Annotated in this window: 15 protein-coding genes; 12 read left to right on the top strand and 3 right to left on the bottom strand. The window is 67.2% G+C overall.

The genetic code is table 11. The features are described from left to right. Positions 1-10: 10 nt before the first annotated feature. Both AAFP30_RS00870 and AAFP30_RS00865 read left to right on the top strand, forming a co-directional pair. Positions 11-682 carry a class II aldolase/adducin family protein gene (locus AAFP30_RS00870; protein WP_419227941.1) on the top strand — a complete coding sequence of 224 codons (672 nt, stop codon included), beginning with the start codon at positions 11-13 and terminating at the stop codon, positions 680-682. Next, on the top strand, positions 679-1,578 hold the full coding sequence (locus tag AAFP30_RS00865; protein WP_419227940.1) for a carbohydrate kinase family protein: 900 nt from the start codon (positions 679-681) through the stop codon (positions 1,576-1,578). The genes AAFP30_RS00870 and AAFP30_RS00865 overlap by 4 nt, the downstream gene beginning before the upstream one ends. Position 1,579: 1 nt before the next feature. Here AAFP30_RS00865 and AAFP30_RS00860 read toward each other — a convergent pair whose 3' ends face one another. After that, positions 1,580-2,167, bottom strand: a complete 588-nt coding sequence (locus tag AAFP30_RS00860; RefSeq protein ID WP_419227939.1) for a TetR/AcrR family transcriptional regulator — start codon at positions 2,165-2,167, stop codon at positions 1,580-1,582. 110 nt (positions 2,168-2,277) lie between these two features. Here AAFP30_RS00860 and AAFP30_RS00855 point away from each other — a divergent pair, with 110 nt between their 5' ends. The 9 genes from AAFP30_RS00855 (at position 2,278) to AAFP30_RS00815 (ending at position 12,146) form a co-directional block, all read left to right on the top strand. Continuing rightward, a complete protein-coding gene (locus AAFP30_RS00855; protein WP_419227938.1) occupies positions 2,278-4,053 on the top strand; it encodes an acyl-CoA dehydrogenase in 1,776 nt (591 codons plus the stop codon). A gap of 43 nt (positions 4,054-4,096) precedes the next feature. Further along, positions 4,097-4,858 carry an SDR family NAD(P)-dependent oxidoreductase gene (locus tag AAFP30_RS00850; protein ID WP_419227937.1) on the top strand — a complete coding sequence of 254 codons (762 nt, stop codon included), beginning with the start codon at positions 4,097-4,099 and terminating at the stop codon, positions 4,856-4,858. A 7-nt stretch (positions 4,859-4,865) separates the two neighbouring features. Next, positions 4,866-5,642: an SGNH/GDSL hydrolase family protein gene (locus AAFP30_RS00845; RefSeq protein WP_419227936.1), complete on the top strand. Its 777-nt coding sequence runs from the start codon at positions 4,866-4,868 to the stop codon at positions 5,640-5,642. 106 nt (positions 5,643-5,748) lie between these two features. Beyond that, positions 5,749-6,972 (top strand): NAD(P)/FAD-dependent oxidoreductase, encoded by a 1,224-nt coding sequence (locus tag AAFP30_RS00840; protein ID WP_419227935.1) that lies wholly within the window; start codon positions 5,749-5,751, stop codon positions 6,970-6,972. Between the two features lie 164 nt (positions 6,973-7,136). Continuing rightward, a complete protein-coding gene (locus tag AAFP30_RS00835; RefSeq protein ID WP_419227934.1) occupies positions 7,137-8,399 on the top strand; it encodes a flavin-containing monooxygenase in 1,263 nt (420 codons plus the stop codon). 30 nt (positions 8,400-8,429) lie between these two features. After that, positions 8,430-8,882 (top strand): RidA family protein, encoded by a 453-nt coding sequence (locus tag AAFP30_RS00830; RefSeq protein WP_419227933.1) that lies wholly within the window; start codon positions 8,430-8,432, stop codon positions 8,880-8,882. Beyond that, positions 8,879-9,553 (top strand): DUF1028 domain-containing protein, encoded by a 675-nt coding sequence (locus AAFP30_RS00825; protein ID WP_419227932.1) that lies wholly within the window; start codon positions 8,879-8,881, stop codon positions 9,551-9,553. Before AAFP30_RS00830 ends, AAFP30_RS00825 begins: the two co-directional genes overlap by 4 nt. Continuing rightward, positions 9,550-10,710: a M20 family metallopeptidase gene (locus AAFP30_RS00820; protein ID WP_419227931.1), complete on the top strand. Its 1,161-nt coding sequence runs from the start codon at positions 9,550-9,552 to the stop codon at positions 10,708-10,710. The genes AAFP30_RS00825 and AAFP30_RS00820 overlap by 4 nt, the downstream gene beginning before the upstream one ends. Positions 10,711-10,718: 8 nt before the next feature. Continuing rightward, on the top strand, positions 10,719-12,146 hold the full coding sequence (locus AAFP30_RS00815; protein WP_419227930.1) for an aspartate ammonia-lyase: 1,428 nt from the start codon (positions 10,719-10,721) through the stop codon (positions 12,144-12,146). Here AAFP30_RS00815 and AAFP30_RS00810 read toward each other — a convergent pair. Further along, positions 12,133-12,741 (bottom strand): TetR/AcrR family transcriptional regulator, encoded by a 609-nt coding sequence (locus AAFP30_RS00810; protein ID WP_419227929.1) that lies wholly within the window; start codon positions 12,739-12,741, stop codon positions 12,133-12,135. The two genes, AAFP30_RS00815 and AAFP30_RS00810, sit on opposite strands and share 14 nt — an antisense overlap. A 240-nt stretch (positions 12,742-12,981) precedes the next feature. Here AAFP30_RS00810 and AAFP30_RS00805 point away from each other — a divergent pair, with 240 nt between their 5' ends. Continuing rightward, entirely contained in the window at positions 12,982-15,084 is a 2,103-nt protein-coding gene (locus AAFP30_RS00805) for an FAD-dependent oxidoreductase (protein ID WP_419227928.1), read from the top strand. A gap of 549 nt (positions 15,085-15,633) precedes the next feature. Here the strand turns inward: AAFP30_RS00805 and AAFP30_RS00800 are convergent. Then, a complete protein-coding gene (locus AAFP30_RS00800; RefSeq protein WP_419227927.1) occupies positions 15,634-16,551 on the bottom strand; it encodes a LysR family transcriptional regulator in 918 nt (305 codons plus the stop codon). Positions 16,552-16,578 lie beyond the last annotated feature (27 nt).

Genomic DNA, 16,578 nt, shown 5'->3' with positions numbered 1-16,578 from the left:
CGTCGCACCCATGCTCTATCCCGACTCGCGCGCCGCACTGGCCGACGCTGCGCATCGCCTCGACCGTGCGGGCATGACCCATGGCACCGGCGGCAACCTCTCGGCCCGCGTGGACGATCACGTGGTGCTGACCCCATCGGGATGTCTGCTCGGCGAGGTCACCGCCGATCAGATGGTCATCGTCGATCTCGACGGCACGATCGCCGAACAGACCGCCTACACCCCCACGTCAGAGCTGAAGATCCACCTCGACGTCTACCGCCACACGTCTGCCCGCGCGGTCGCGCACGCCCACCCCGTCGCGTCCATCGCGGTGGCCAACCTCGTCGACGAACTACCCGTCGTGCACTACACGGCCGCCGCGATCGGCGGGTCGGTCCGGGTGGCGCCGTTCGCGGTGTTCGGCAGTCAGGAGCTCACCGACCACGTCGCGGCGGCGCTGACCGACCGTTCTGCCGCGTTGATGCGCAACCACGGCTCCGTCGCCTACGGAGACTCCCTCGACGATGCCTGCGACCGCATCGAACTCGTCGACTGGTTCGCCGACATCTACCTGCGCTCGGCGGCGGTCGCGCCGCCGAGGACGCTGAGCCACGACGACGTGATCGCCACCGTCGTCGCCGCGGCGCAGCGGCACTACTCCCCATTCCCCCGCACCGATCGAGAGGATCGCGACTCATGAGCATGGCCACCTTCGGCGCCCACGTCCTCGATGTGCTCGCCCAACCCGTCGACGAGATACCGCCGGGTCAGAGCTCGGTGCTCGTGCCTGCGTTACGCATGTCGGCGGCCGGGCCGGCCGGCGGCACCGCGATCACGCTGGCCAAACTCGGGATTGAGGTCCATACCGTCGGCGCGATCGGCCGCGACGACGCCGGCGACCTCCTGTCGCGGATGCTCAACCGGTTCGGGGTGAACACCGATCACCTCATGGAGGTGGATCAGCCGACGTCGATGAGCATGCTGCCGATCCGCAGCAACGGCGACCGCCCTGCCGTGCACATGCCGGGCGCCAACCTCGCCTATCCCCTCGACTCCGCTCCGCTCGAGTTGTTCACCGGCGTCGACCACGTCCACCTCGGGGCTCCCGAACTCCTCAATCCGCCGGTGCTGGCCGATCTGCTCGGCGACATCCGCGACACCGGCACCACCATCTCCGCCGACCTGCTCGCCGACGGCAACGCCGGCATGCTCGACTGGATCGAACCGATCCTGCCGCACCTGGACTACCTGCTGCCCAACGCCGAACAAGTGCGCGGGCTGACCGGCGACGCCGACCTGGTCTCCGCCTGCCGTCGTCTCGTGGAACTCGGGGTGGAGTGCGTCGCGGTGACCGAAGGCGCCGGCGGAGCACGCGTGGTGACCGAACTCGACTCCGAGCACGTACCCGCCTCCGCGGTCGAGGTCATCGACACCAGTGGCTGTGGGGATGCCTTCTCGGCCGGCTTCCTGGCCGCCCGCGCACAGGACCTCGGTTTGCGTGAATCCGCCCAGATCGGTTGTGCGGTAGCCGGACTCGTGGCCACCGGCCTCGGCAGCGATGCCGGGGACTTCACCTGGTCGAGCGTGGCAGGTTGAGCTACTTCGACCGCACCAACCGCAACGCCATCGCCGCGTAGGCCTCACCCAGCGCGTCGGGATCCCGATGCTCGCGCGACGGGAACCAGCGGCACACGTCCACGCACAGTGACGACATCGCCAGCACCACATCGTCGACATCGGGCACGTCGAAATCGCCTGCGGCCACTCCCGCCCGAACGATGCGCGCGATCACCTCGGTGGTCTGTCGACGCAGCGCGGTGATCGTGCGGTAGTGCTCCGGGGACAGGCCGTGCAGTTCGTACTGCACCACTTTGGCGTGGTCGTGATTCTCCGCCTGCCAGATGGTGAACGCCCGCACCACCGTCGCCAGTCGGTCTGCCGGCGAACGGGTTTCGTCGTCGACCTCACGCAGCCCGGCGAGCACCCCACGGTGACCTTCGAGGGAGATCGCGTAGAGCAGCTCCTCCTTCGACTTGTAGTGCGGGTACATCGCGGCCGCGCTCATGTTGAGGCGCTTGGCGATCTGCCGCGTCGAGGTGCCGCCGTATCCGAGTTCGGCGAATGATGCGATCGCCGCCGTACGGATGCGTCCGGCCGCGGCCGAATCCCGTGCTCGCTCCGCCATCACTTCCTCTCGACGTTGACCATGAACCCTTCCTCAGGCATTATAAGCAAGTGCTTAGGAAATGAGCGAGTGCTTAGCTGCATTTGCCCATCCGAAACCGAAGGAGTCTCATGGCCACCCCGCTGTCCCGACGCGATCTCGAGTTCCTGCTCTATGAGTGGCTCGACGTCGAATCCCTGACCAGCCGGGACCGGTTCGCCGAGCACTCTCGCGAGACCTTCGACGCGGTGCTCGAACTCAGCGAGGACCTCGCGACCAAGCGGTTCGCGCCGGTCAACAAGCTCGGCGACCAGAACGAGCCCTACATCGGCGACGACGGCAAGGTGGTGCTGCCAGCGGAGATCGGCGCCGGCGTCGACGAGTTCGTGAAGGCCGGCCTGCTGGCCGGGTCGTTCGACGAGTCGCTGGGCGGCATGCAGTTGCCCACCGTCGTCTCCCGCGCGTCGAGCGCCTGGTTCCAGGCCGCGAACGCGGCGATGTCGTCGTATGCGTTCCTCACCGTCGGCAACGCCAACCTGCTCGCCACCTACGGCACGCCCGAGCAGATCGACACCTGGGTGCGCCCGATGGTCGAGGGCCGGTTCTTCGGCACCATGTGCCTGTCCGAGCCGCAGGCCGGATCGTCGCTGGCCGATATCACCACCAAGGCCGTCCCGCAGGACGACGGCACCTACCGCGTCACCGGCACCAAGATGTGGATCTCCGCCGGCGATCACGAACTGTCCAAGAACATCGTGCATCTGGTGCTCGCCAAGGCGCCCGGCGGCGGGGCGGGCGTCAAGGGTATCTCGCTGTTCATCGTGCCCAAGTACCTGGCCGACGGCACCCGCAACGACGTTGCACTGGTCGGCCTCAACCACAAGATGGGCAACCGCGCCACCACCAACACCCTGCTGAACTTCGGCGACGGAACCCACTCCCCCACAACCACTCCCGGCGCTGTCGGGTATCTGGTCGGCGAGGAGCACAAGGGTCTGTCCTACATGTTCCACATGATGAACGAGGCCCGGATCGGCGTCGGATTCCTGGCCACCGCACTGGGATACGCCGGCTACCAGGCGTCCGTGGAATACGCCAAGGTGCGCACCCAGGGCCGCCCGGTCGACGCCAAGGATCCTTCCAGCAAGCCGGTGCCGATCATCGAGCATGCCGACGTGAAGCGAATGCTGTTGGCGCAGAAGTCCTATGCAGAGGGCGCGCTGGCGCTGGGCCTCTACTGCAGCAAGCTCGTCGACATCGAGGCGACCACCGACGGCGACGAGCGGGCCCGTACCACCCTGTTGCTCGACGTGCTCACCCCGATCGCCAAGAGCTGGCCGTCGCAGTGGTGCCTGGAGGCCAACAGTCTTGCGATCCAGGTGCACGGCGGATACGGCTACACCAAGGAATTCGACGTCGAGCAGTACTACCGCGACAACCGGCTCAACCCCATTCACGAAGGCACCCACGGCATCCAGGGGCTGGACCTGTTGGGCCGCAAGGTCGTCATGAAGGGCGGCGCCGGTTTGGCGCTGCTGTCCGAGACAATCGGCGCGACCGTCGACCGGGCCGCTGCCTCCGAGGTCGCCGCACCGTACGCGGCCGAACTGCGGAAGTCGTTGGAGCAGTTGGTGTCGGTGACCGCGCAGGTGTGGTCGGCAGGCGACCCGGCGGTGTCACTGGCCAATTCCAGCACCTACCTCGAGGCCGCCGGGCACATCGTCCTCGCGTGGATCTGGCTCGAGCAGCTCCTCGCCGCCGACGGACAGACCGGCGACTTCTACGACGGCAAACGCGCTGCGGCACAGTACTTCTTCCGGTACGAGCTCCCGAAAACCGGTGCGCAGCTGGCACTGCTGGCCTCGCTGGACCGCACCACGCTCGACGCCGACCCGGCCTGGTTCTGATCTTTATCCGCCCCACCATCATCTAGCAAGGAGATTGCGGCACATGCCTGTTCTGGATCTGTTCGACATGAAAGACAAGGTCGTCGTCGTGACCGGCGCATCGTCGGGGCTCGGCGTCGCGTTCGCCAAGGGCTTCGCCGAAGCCGGCGCCGATATCGTGCTCGCCGCGCGCCGCGCGGATAAGCTCGCCGACACCGCCGCGATGGTGGAGGCGTTGGGCCGCAAGGCACTCGTCGTCCCCACCGACGTCGTCGACCCGGAGCAGTGCCAGCGGGTGATCGACGCCGCCATGGAGACCTTCGGTCACGTCGACGTGCTGATCAACAACGCCGGTGTCGGCACCGCCGTACCCGCCACCCGCGAGACCCCGGATCAGTTCCGCTCGGTCATCGACATCAACCTCAACGGGTCGTACTGGATGGCGCAGGCCTGCGGCCGGGTGATGCAGCCGGGTAGCGCGATCGTCAACATCGCCAGCGTCCTCGGCATCACCACCGCGGGACTGCCGCAGGCCGCCTATGCGTCGAGCAAGGCCGGTGTCATCGGACTGACCCGCGACCTCGCACAACAATGGGGTACCCGCAAGGGAATTCGCGTGAACGCCATCGCGCCCGGCTTCTTCGCCAGTGAGATGACCGACGGCTACCAGGACGGCTACCTGGAATCGCAACTGCCGCGCGTGCTGCTCGGCCGCACCGGGCAGGGCGAGGAGCTCGCGGCCACCGCCATCTGGCTCGCCTCCCCGGCCGCCGGATATGTCACCGGGCAGACCGTCCCCGTCGACGGCGGACTCACCGTCACCTAGATTCGGGATGGAAAAGGCCACGCAGACACTGCGTTATGTCGCCGTCGGCGACAGTTTCACCGAGGGCGTTGGCGACGAGACACACGACCCGGACCGACCACGCGGGTGGGCGGACCTGGTCGCTGACGGTCTCGCCGCCGCCCACGGCACCGTCGAGTACGCGAACCTGGCGATCCGCGGACGTCTCCTCGAGCCCATCGCCACCGAGCAGATCGACGCGGCGCTCGCGCTCGATCCACTCCCGACGATGATCACCTTCAACGGCGGCGGCAACGACATGCTGCGGACCGGTGATCTCACCCGGCTCATCGATCTCACCCGCACCGCCATCCGCCGCTGCCGCGACGCCGGGATCGAGGTGGTGGTCCTCGCCGGCGCCGACCCGTCGAACGGCCTCCCCTTCAGCGAGGTCATCCGACGACGCGGCGACTACCTCACCGCCGAGGTCGCCGCCGTCGCCGCCGACGAGGGAGTGACGTTCGTCGACGTCTTCCACGACAGCGAGATCCGACGACCCGAGTACTGGTCGCCCGACCGACTGCACCTCAACCCGGTCGGGCACCAACGGGTCGCGGCACTCGTGTTGACCGGCATCGGCATCGCCACTCCGACCCCGCCACGCCCGGCGTCGTCGGAAAAACCCGGCGTCGCGGCGGACCTCCACTTCTACCGCGAACACCTCACACCCTGGGTGCTTCGTCGGCTGCGCCGCCAGTCGTCGGGCGATGCCCGAACCGCCAAACACCCTGCCTGGGTGCAGCGGCGGCCGGACGCAACCGGCTGATCTGGTCGACGAGCGCGCGTAGGGTGGATCCCGAACTGATCGTGCTCGAAACCAGGCCTCCGCTGAAGCCGTTGGCGCTGGCCAAAAGCCAAGGGAGGCACGGGATATGACCACCATCGTGATCGTCGGCGGCGGGTTGGCCGGCGCGAAGGCCGCCGAGGCACTACGCGAGAAGGACTTCCCCGGCACCGTCATCCTGTTCGGCGCCGAGGAACACCTGCCCTACGAACGACCCCCGCTCTCCAAGGAATTCCTGGCCGGCAAAAAGGATCTCGACGACTTCACCGTCTTCGACCGCGCCTGGTACCGCGATCAACACATCGATCTGCGACCGGGCACCCAGGTTGCGGGCATCGACGCCGCAGCGAAAACCCTCACGTTGCCCGACGATTCCACCCAGCCGTACGACAAACTGCTGCTCGCGACCGGCGCAAGCTCCCGTCACCTACCCCTGCCGGGCGCGGATGCCACGGGGGTGCACTATCTGCGCACGATCGACGACGCCCGCGCCCTGAGCAACGTCCTCGGGGAAGGCAAACGCCTGGCCGTGGTCGGAGCGGGCTGGATCGGACTCGAGGTCACCGCGAGCGCCCGGGAACGCGGCACCGAGGTCACCGTCTGCGAGACGGAGTCGCTCCCCCTACTGAAGGCAATGGGCGCCGAGGTGGCCGAGGTGTTCGCCGACCTGCACCGCGAGCACGGCGTCGATCTGCGCACCGGTGTCGAGGTCGCCGAGATCACCACCGCCGACGATGCGGCCACCGGCCTGAAACTCAAGGACGGGTCGACCATTGACGCCGATGTGGTGCTCGTGGCCGCGGGCGCACAGACCAACCTCGAACTCGCCGAATCCGCAGGTCTCGACATCGACGGCGGCGGCGTCCTGGTCGACGCCGGTCTGCGCAGCAGTGATCCGGATATCTTCGTAGTCGGCGACATCGCCAACGCCGAGCACCCGATTCTCAGGACGCGTGTCCGGACCGAGCACTGGGCCAACGCACTGAATCAGCCTGCGGTCGCGGCCGCCAATATGCTCGGCGGTGCCGCGGAGTACACCAACCTGCCCTACTTCTTCACCGACCAGTACGACCTGGGCATGGAATACAGCGGTCACGCAACCGATTACGCGACGGTCGTGTTCCGCGGAGACGTCAAGAAACGTGAGTTCCTGGCGTTCTGGCTCGACGGGGACTCACGGGTGCTGGCCGGGATGCAGGTCAACATCTGGGATCAACTCGACGGGATCAAGGAGCTGATCAGCTCAGGCAAGCCGGTGGATACCGAGAAGCTGGCCGACGCGGAGATCCCTCTCGGTGACCTGACGACCTGACCACCCTCTCCGCCGGCTGAGCCGATGCGGAGCGCCAGCGGAGCATCGAGTCAAAGCCTTGCATCTATTGAACCGATGCAATAGATCAATTCTATCCGCTGTACAGATGCAATCGATCGCTGAATCATGGACTCAACACACAGTCTGGGACAGCGGAGGTTGAGATGGCAGACGAACAGATCGAGGTGCTCGTCGTCGGTGCGGGTCAGGCCGGTATCGCGATGAGCGAGCATCTCACCGCGGCGGGCGTCGAGCACCTGGTGCTCGAGCGTGACCGGGTTGCCGAGCGATGGCGCTCGTGGCGCTGGGATTCCCTCGTCGCCAATGGCCCCGCCTGGCACGACCGATTCCCCGGCATGGAGTTCACCGTCGACCCCGACGCGTTCGCCTCCAAGGAGCAGGTCGCCGACTACCTCGCTGCCTACGCGCAGAAGTTCGACGCCCCGATCCGCACCGGCATCGAGGTGCATTCGGTCCGCAAGAACGACGGCCGCCCCGGCTTTCACGTGGAGACCTCGACCGGCACCATCGACGCCCGCTACCTCGTGTCGGCCACCGGCGCGTTCCAGAAGCCGATCATCCCACCGGTCGTGCCCGCCGACGCCGGACTGCACCAAATCCATTCCAGCGGCTACCACAATCCGCAGCAGTTGCCCGACGGCAACGTGTTGATCGTGGGTGCCGGGTCGTCGGGTGTACAGATCGCCGACGAACTGCGGCGCTCCGGCCGCGAGGTCTACCTCGCCGTCGGCCCGCACGACCGCCCACCGCGCTCCTACCGCGGCCGCGATTTCTGTTGGTGGCTGGGCGTTCTCGGCAAGTGGGACATGGCGGCCCCGCCGGTCGGCGCCGAACATGTGACGATCGCGGTCAGCGGTGCCCACGGCGGGCACACCGTCGACTTCCGCGCACTGGCCGCCGATGGCATCACGCTGCTCGGTCGCGCCGAGGGCGTCGACGGCGATGTCATGCGCTTCGCCGATGACCTTCGCACCAATATCGCTGCCGGCGACGCGAACTACCTCTCCATGCTCGACGAAGCCGACGAGTACATTGCCCGCAACGGTCTCGACCTGCCCGAGGAGCCCGACGCCCGCATCCTCGGCGCCGACCCGGCGTGCATGACCGACCCGGTCCGCGAACTCGATCTCTCGGCGGCCGGCATCACCTCGATCGTGTGGGCGACCGGCTTCGCCAACGACTACGACTGGCTGCAGGTGGACGCGTTCGACGAGAACGGCAAACCACGCCACCAGCGCGGTGTGTCGTCGGAGCCGGGCGTCTACTTCCTCGGCCTGCCGTGGTTGTCGCGGCGCGGTTCGAGCTTTATCTGGGGCGTATGGCACGACGCCAAATACCTCGCCGATCAGATCGCGATCCAGCGCAGCTACCAGGCCTACGACGCACCCGCCCTGGCCGCCCACTAACCCACTCCGACTCGAAAGGACTTGTGCCCCATGAGCGCCGCACTCTCTCCTGCCACCACCCACACCCGTATCCGTCCGTTCAACACCCGCGACACCTACCCCGAGCAGAACCTCGACAACGACCTGTGTCAGGCCGTGGTCGCCGGCGGTGTGGTGTACCTGCGCGGCCAGATCGGTCAGGATCTCGACACCCGCGAATCGGTCGGCATCGGCGATGTCGCCGCCCAGACCGAGAAGGCGATGAGCAACATCGCGATGCTGCTCGACGAGGCCGGCAGCTCGATGCACGACATCGTCAAGGTCACCGTCTATCTCACCGACATCCGGTACCGCGAAACGGTGTATCGGGTCATGGGTCGCTGGCTCAAGGGCGTCTTCCCGGTCTCCACCGGGCTGGTCGTCGAAGCGCTCGCTCGTCCGGAGTGGCTCGTCGAGATCGACGCCACCGCCGTCCTCAGCGACGCCAAGGACGCCGACCGATGACCATGTCACTGGTTGCTCGCGACCCCGCGACGGGCGCGTTCGGTATCGTCATCTGCTCGTCGAGTCCCGCCGTCGCCGCGAGGTGCGCCCACGTGCGTGCCGGAGTCGGCGTGGTCGCGTCGCAGAACATCACCAACCCGGCGCTGGGGCCGGCCGTCCTCGACGGCCTGGCCACGGGCGCCGATGCCGCCACCGCCCTGAAAGCCGCACTGGCGACCGAGGATTACCCCGATCACCGGCAGGTCACCGTGGTCGATGCTGCCGGCACCACCGCCGTGCACTCGGGGTCGCTGAGCCTCGGTGTGTACACCGCGGTCGAGGGCGATCAGGCGGTGGCCGCCGGCAACCTCCTCGCCGACACCGCCGTCATCGACGCCCTGCTGGCCGGCTACGCCGACAGCACCGCGACCGCGTTCGAGGAGCGCCTCGTGGACGGACTAGACGCCGCGCTGTCCGCGGGCGGCGAGGCCGGTCCGGTGCACTCCGCGGGACTGCTTGTCGTCGAGGATGTTTCGTGGCCGGTCACCGATCTGCGGGTGGACTGGTCCGAGGATCCGCTGGCCGACCTCCGCGCGCTGTGGCAGGTGTGGCAGCCGCAGAAGAACGATTACCGGGTGCGCGGCGTCGATCCGACCTGCGCTCCCTCCTACGGGGTTCCGGGGGACCTGTGACCGCCATCGACACCGCGATCGACACCCGGGTGTCTGCGGTTCACCACGGCCTCATCGGGCTATCCCGGGAACTCTACGAGAATCCCGAGGTCGCGTGGGAGGAGGCGCGGTCCGCACGCCGCGTCGCAGAGCAGTTGGCGGACAACGGTTTCACCGTCACCGAGAAGTTCGGCGGCCTGGACACCGCGTTCGCCGCGCGCATCGGCGACGGCGACCTGCACCTCGCCCTGTGCGCCGAATACGATGCCCTACCCGGACTCGGACATGCCTGCGGCCACAACCTGATCTCGGCCATCACCGTCGGCGCCGCCACCGCGCTCGCGCCACTCGTCGACGATCTCGGCCTGACGCTGAGTGTCATCGGTACCCCGGCCGAGGAGGGTGGCGGCGGCAAGATCGAGTTGCTCGAACGCGGCGGGTTCGACGGTCTGCACGCCGCCGCGATGGTGCACCCCGGTCCCGCCGATGTCGCCCGTGCACGACCATTCGCCGTGTCGCACAGCCACATCGAGTACCACGGCAAGTCGGCGCATGCCGCAGCCTATCCCGAGCGCGGGGTCAACGCCGCCGACGCGTTCACCATCGCGCAGGTCGCCATCGGACTGCTGCGGCAACAACTTCCGCACTCGGTGCGCGTGCACGGCCTGATGACCCGCGGCGGTGAGGCACCCAACGCCATTGCCGAACGCACCGAGGGCCGCTGGTACGTGCGCGCCGAGACACTCGCCGAGCTGGCCGAGATCGAACCGCGCGTCATGCGCTGCTTCGAGGCCGGCGCCCTCGCCTCCGGCGCACAGCTCACCGTGACTCCGGAGTCGAAGCCCTACGCCGAGTTCCGGACCGACGAGGACCTCCTCGCCTGTTACGAACGGCGCGCGCTGGCCGCCGGCCGCACCTTCGGCTCCGGGCCGGATGCGACGATGGCACGGGCATCGACCGATATGGGCAATGTGTCGCAGGTGATTCCGTCGATCCACCCCTACATCGGCATCGACTCCCTACCCGCGGTCAACCATCAGCCCGAGTTCGCGGAAGCCACCATGTCGAGCGCCGCCGAGACTGCCATCGCCCAGGGCGCGGTTGCCTTGGCAGGCACCGTCGTCGATGCGGCTACGCAGCCAGCGATCCGTAACCGCCTGCTGTCCAACGCTTCCTGAGGAACCCCATGACGACCCAGCCCACCCGCACCGAACACGATCTGCTCGGTGATCGCGACATCCCCGCCGACGTCTACTACGGCGTGCATACCCTTCGCGCACTGGAGAACTTCCCCATCACCGGGGTCCCCATCTCCCGCCACGCCGACCTGGTCGTCGCGCTGGCCGCAGTGAAACAGGCTGCCGCCGAATCGAACCGCGAACTCGGGCTGCTCGACGACACCATCGCCGACGCCATCATCGCGGCGTGCGTGGACATCCGGAACGGGGCACTGCACGACCAGTTCGTCGTCGACGAGATCCAGGGTGGGGCCGGGACGTCGAGCAACATGAATGCCAACGAGGTGATCGCCAACCGGGCGTTGGAGATTCTCGGGCATCCGCGCGGGGCGTATCGCGTGATCCATCCGCTCGAGCACGTCAACCTCGGGCAGAGTACGAACGATGTCTACCCCACCGCGGTGAAAATCGCGCTGGGCAGCGCGTCGCGGTCGCTCGCCGCCGCGCTGCGCGGGCTGGTCACACACTGTGCCGCAAAGTCCGACGAGTTCGCCGGCATGCTCAAACTCGGACGCACCCAGCTGCAGGATGCGGTACCGATGACGCTCGGGCAGGAGTTCGGGGCGTTCGCGGTGACCATCGGCGAGGACGCCGACCGCGTCGACGAGGCCACTGCGCTCATCGCCGAGATCAACCTGGGCGGCACCGCCATCGGCACCGGACTCAACACCCATCCGGAGTACGCGGCGCTGGTGTGCGGTCACCTCCGCGAGATCACCGGCCTCCCGCTGACCACGGCCGGCGACCTGGTCGAGGCCACCTCGGATGTCGGCTCCTTCGTACAGCTCTCCGGTGTCACCAAACGCGCTGCGGTCAAAGTGTCGAAGATCTGCAACGACCTTCGACTCCTGTCCTCCGGACCGCGCACCGGCCTCGGTGAGATCAATCTGCCTGCGGTACAGGCGGGGTCGAGCATCATGCCGGGCAAGGTGAACCCGGTGATCCCGGAGATGGTCAATCAGGTCGCATTCGAGGTGATCGGCAATGACCTCACTGTCACCATGGCCGCCGAGGCGGGACAATTGCAGCTCAACGCTTTTGAGCCGATCATCGCGCGCGCCCTGCTCTCCTCCCTCACCCACCTCACGGCCGCTGCGGATGTGTTGGGCGACCGGTGCATCCGCGGGATCACCGCGAATCCGGACCGCATGCGCGACATGGTGTTCGGTTCCGCCGGCATCGCCACCGCGCTGAACCCCCTGCTCGGATACGAGGCCGCCACCGCGCTCGTGGCCGAGGCGATCGCCACCGGAGCCTCCATCCCCGACCTCGTGCGGCGCTCGGCACTGGTCGACGACGATGTGCTCGACCGCGTGCTGAGTCCGGAAAATCTCTGCGGCACAGGTCAATCGCCGCTACCGATTACCGCACGATGAGTTGATCGCAGCCCAGGGCCGCGGCGAGATACCCACGGATCGCGGCCCTGGCGGCGGCGGCATCGAGGTGCCGATTACGCCCCACCAGATGAATGCCGTAGCCGTCTTCGAGCGCGAGTGCCGCCGTGGCGATCTGCGCGCTGTCGACATCGCGAATGAACACATCTGACGCGACGCCCTCGTCGATAACCGTCCGATAGAGCGATGCCTCGAGTTCGAACAACTGCGACATCAGTTCGGCGTGCCGTTTCTCCCGCGAGCTGTGCAGGTGCAGTTCGTAGAGCGCGACCGCCATCGGGTCGTCGGGATCGAGGATGCCCAGATCAACGAGAATGCGCAGTGCCAGCACCGGATCCGCGACACCGTCGATCGCCGTCCGTCGCTCCCGATAGAACCGGGTGACGGCGGCCTCGTGCACCGCGAGCAGCAGGTCGTCGAGCTCCGGATAGTAATAGGCGACCGACCCCGGTGACAGCCCGGCCGCGGTCGCGATGTCCTTGATCCGGAGACCGATGAGGCCGCGTTCGGCGATGGCGACGGTCGCCGCGGACACGATCTCGGCCCGGCGCGCCTCTTGGTTTCGTGGTCGGGCCATAGCAGCCGATACTGCCTCCTACGTAAACCCACCGCAAGATCCCCACGATGCTTGATTACATCGGTTTTAGTGATTCACGGTATCGGATCTTCGCACGACGAGATCTCCGTTACGGCTTTCACCTCCGCACTAACCGCGATACCGTCGAATCATTCTTTGCGATTGAGATCAAAGAATGAGGCCGCAGCCCGGCTGACCACATCACCTTTCGACCCACACCATCTTTCGACGGAGACTCTCATGCGCGACCCCCGCTACGACATCTTGTTCGAACCGGTTCAGATCGGACCGGTCACCGCTCGCAACCGGTTCTTCCAGGTGCCGCACTGCAACGGCATGGGATACCGCGATCCGTCGGGCGAGGCCGCGATGCGTCGCGTCAAGGCCGAGGGTGGCTGGGCCGTGGTCTGTACCGAGCAGGTCGAGATCCATCCCACCTCCGACATCGGTCCGTTCATCGAGCTTCGGCTCTGGGACGACCAGGACATGCCGGCCATCGCCCGCATCGCCGACCAGATCCACGAGGGTGGTGCGCTCGCCGGTATCGAGCTCGCGCACAACGGACTCAACAGCCCGAACCTGATCAGCCGTGAGACCCCGCTCGGCCCGCAGCATCTGCCCGTCGTGTCGTGGAACCTCGACCCGGTGCAGGCCCGCGCGATGACCAAGGCCGACATCGTCGATCTCCGCAAATGGCACGCCGATTCGGTGCACCGCTCACTCAAGGCCGGCTACGACATCGTCTATGTCTACGCCGGGCACGCCATCGGCGGACTGCACCACTTCCTCTCTCCCCGCTACAACAACCGCACCGACGAATACGGCGGCAGTCTGGAGAACCGCGTTCGGCTGATCCGCGAGATCCTCGAGGACACCCGCGAGATCGCCGACGGCAAGGCCGCGGTCGCGTGCCGCATCTCGGTCGACGAACTCCTCGGCGACGACGGCATCACCCGCGCCGAGATGGAGGACGTCTTCGGTCTCATCGGCGAACACCCCGACCTGTGGGACCTGGTCCTGGGCAGTTGGGAGGACGACTCGGTCACCTCCCGCTTCGGCCCCGAGGCCGAGCAGGAACCGTTCGTCGCCGGCCTGAAGCAGTTCACCACCAAGCCGGTCGTCGGCGTCGGCCGATTCACCTCGCCGGACACCATGGTCCGCCACGTGAAGAGCGGCATCCTCGACCTGATCGGCGCCGCGCGGCCCTCGATCGCGGATCCGTTCATGCCCAACAAGATCGAACGCGGCGACCTCGGGGACATCCGCGAGTGCATCGGCTGCAACATGTGTGTCTCCGGTGACTTCACCATGTCGCCGATCCGCTGCACCCAGAACCCGACGATGGGCGAGGAGTTCCGGCGCGGCTGGCATCCCGAGCGCATCGCGCCGGCCGCCACCGAATCGTCGGTGCTGGTGGTCGGCGCCGGCCCGGCCGGCCTGGAAGCGGCTCGCGCACTGGGCAATCGCGGCTACCCCGTCACCCTCACCGAGGCCAGTCGCGTCCTCGGCGGCCGTGTCGCCCGCGAGTCGAAACTGCCCGGCCTGTCCGCGTGGATCCGCGTCATCGACTACCGCCTGCAGCAGCTCGACCGGCTCGACAACGTCGAGGTCTACCGCGAGTCGCCGATGACCGAGCAGGACATCCTGGAGTACGGCTTCGACCACGTCGTCGTCGCGACCGGGTCATCGTGGCGCCACGACGGCGTGGGTCGCTGGCACACCCATTCGATCGACGTCGATACGGCCACCGAGGTGCTCACCCCAGACGACATCATGGCCGGACTGCGCCCCCAGGGCAATCGCATCGTCCTGTTCGACGACGACCACTATTACCTCGGCGCCGTCATCGCCGAACTCCTTGCCAAGGAAGGCTATTCGGTCACCCTGGTGACACCGGTGCCGCAGGTCTCGCAGTGGACGACCAACACCATGGAAGCCCACCGCATCCGGGCCCGCATCATCGAAGCCGGTGTGGAGGTCCGCACCGACACCGCTGTCACCGCTGTCACCGCCGGCGGCGTCGACACCGCATGCCGCTTCACCGGCCGGACCGGGCATCTCGATGCCGACGCGGTCGTGATGGTGACCGCACGACTCCCCCACGACGAGCTGTACACCGCGCTGCACGATCGCCAGGACGAGTGGGCCGCCGCCGGCGTGCGCAGCGTCTCCGGCATCGGCGACGCCTGGGCGCCATCGACGATCGCGGCGGCGGTCTGGTCCGGTCACCGCTACGCCGAGGACCTCGACGTACCGAAGAACGACGACCCGGTGCCGTTCCGCCGCGAAGTGACCCAGTTGTCGATCGAGCCTGTCTACCGGGCTCCTGTCGTCACCGTGTAACACCACTCGGCTCGACCCCAACCACCCGACGCTCGCGGACCTCCTCCCCCGGAGAGCCCGCGAGCGTCGAGGTGTACCCCGGTTCACACTATTGAGTTCTCAAAGAACATGCGCGGTCCCGATCTGCGTCGGGTGCGCGTGAAGGTGCTACGCGTGGAAACTGCTCAGATGGTTGCTCGCGTCGTTGACTGGCCTTGTTGTATCACCGACCCCCGACAAGTTCGGGCGGCTGCCGCGCTCGGGTAGCGATTGGGCTCATGACTCCTTCCGAAAAGACCAACGGCGAACAGCGGCGCAGGAACTCGTCATCGTTGGTCACCGATCAGGCCCGAAGATCGTGGCGGCGGAAGTCTTTCGTCATCTGCTTTCCTGCTGACCAGGACACTACCTCCGGCCACCGACAAGAAATCTCGAGTCGCGAGCACATACTCTCTGACCGGACGTGGTTGCTGTCGACGCGAAAGTGGTTGCTGTCGACGCAGAAGTGGTTGCTGTGGGCGGGAAAGTGGTTGCTGTGGGCGTGAAAGTGGTTGCTGTGGGCGCGCTGGGTCAGGGAACGGTGGGGGCACCGCTGCCGAAGAGATCCCGGCACAGCTCCGCGACGACAGTCGCGCGGCGGGTCGGCTTGGCGGCAACGGCATTCAGTAACACCATGGTCAGCGCGGGAACGTCGTCGGCAATCGGGACCGCCGCGACCTGGTGGCCGTCGAGCGCCATCGGTACCGCGGACTGAAGGTTGAGCACGGTGTAGGCGAGACCGCGGCCGACCAGGGCGCGACAGGTCTCGACCGTCGTCGAGCGGTACCGGACGTTCGGGGTGACGTCGGCCTCGGCGAAGACGCGGCGGAAGTAGTCGCGGCTGTGTGGGAGATCGAGCAGCGCCATCGGTTCGTCGGCGAGGTCGGCCAGCGCTACGGTGCGACGCTTGGCCAGTCGGTGATCGCCGGCGACCAACACGTAGGGCGGCAGGGTCCGTAGCGGCCACCGCTTGAGTCGTGGGTCGTCGACGAGGTCGTAGCCGATGCCCAGCTCGAAGGTGCCGTCGGCGACGCCCTCGGCAAGATCTGCGAGATCGACCTCGGAGATCTGCAACTCGAGCTTCGGCAGCTTCTCCGCAGCCGTCGCGAGCAGCTCGGGCAGAAGATACGGCGCGGTCACCTCAAAACAGCCGATCGACAGGCTGCCGGCCAGCGATCCACCCAGCCCCTGCGCGACCGACCGCAGGTCGGCGGCCGAGGCCAACAACTGACGACTCGCCACCAACAACTCGCGGCCTGCGGGTGAGAGCGTGATGCCCTTGGCGTGGTGTCGCACCAACAGCTGAACACCCAGCGCGCCTTCGAGATCCGTCAACGCCGTGGACATCGCCGACTGCGAGAGATGCACCGCCGACGCGGCCCGCGTGATGCTGCCGGCCTCGGCCACCGCGACGAAATATTCCAGCTGCCGCAACGTGTAATCGGCCATCATTCACCTCGTTCTACGCCCACCCAC

The organism is Gordonia sp. CPCC 205515 (assembly GCF_048537925.1).
Classification (GTDB): domain Bacteria; phylum Actinomycetota; class Actinomycetes; order Mycobacteriales; family Mycobacteriaceae; genus Gordonia.
This window is presented reverse-complemented; position numbering and strand designations above follow the sequence as displayed.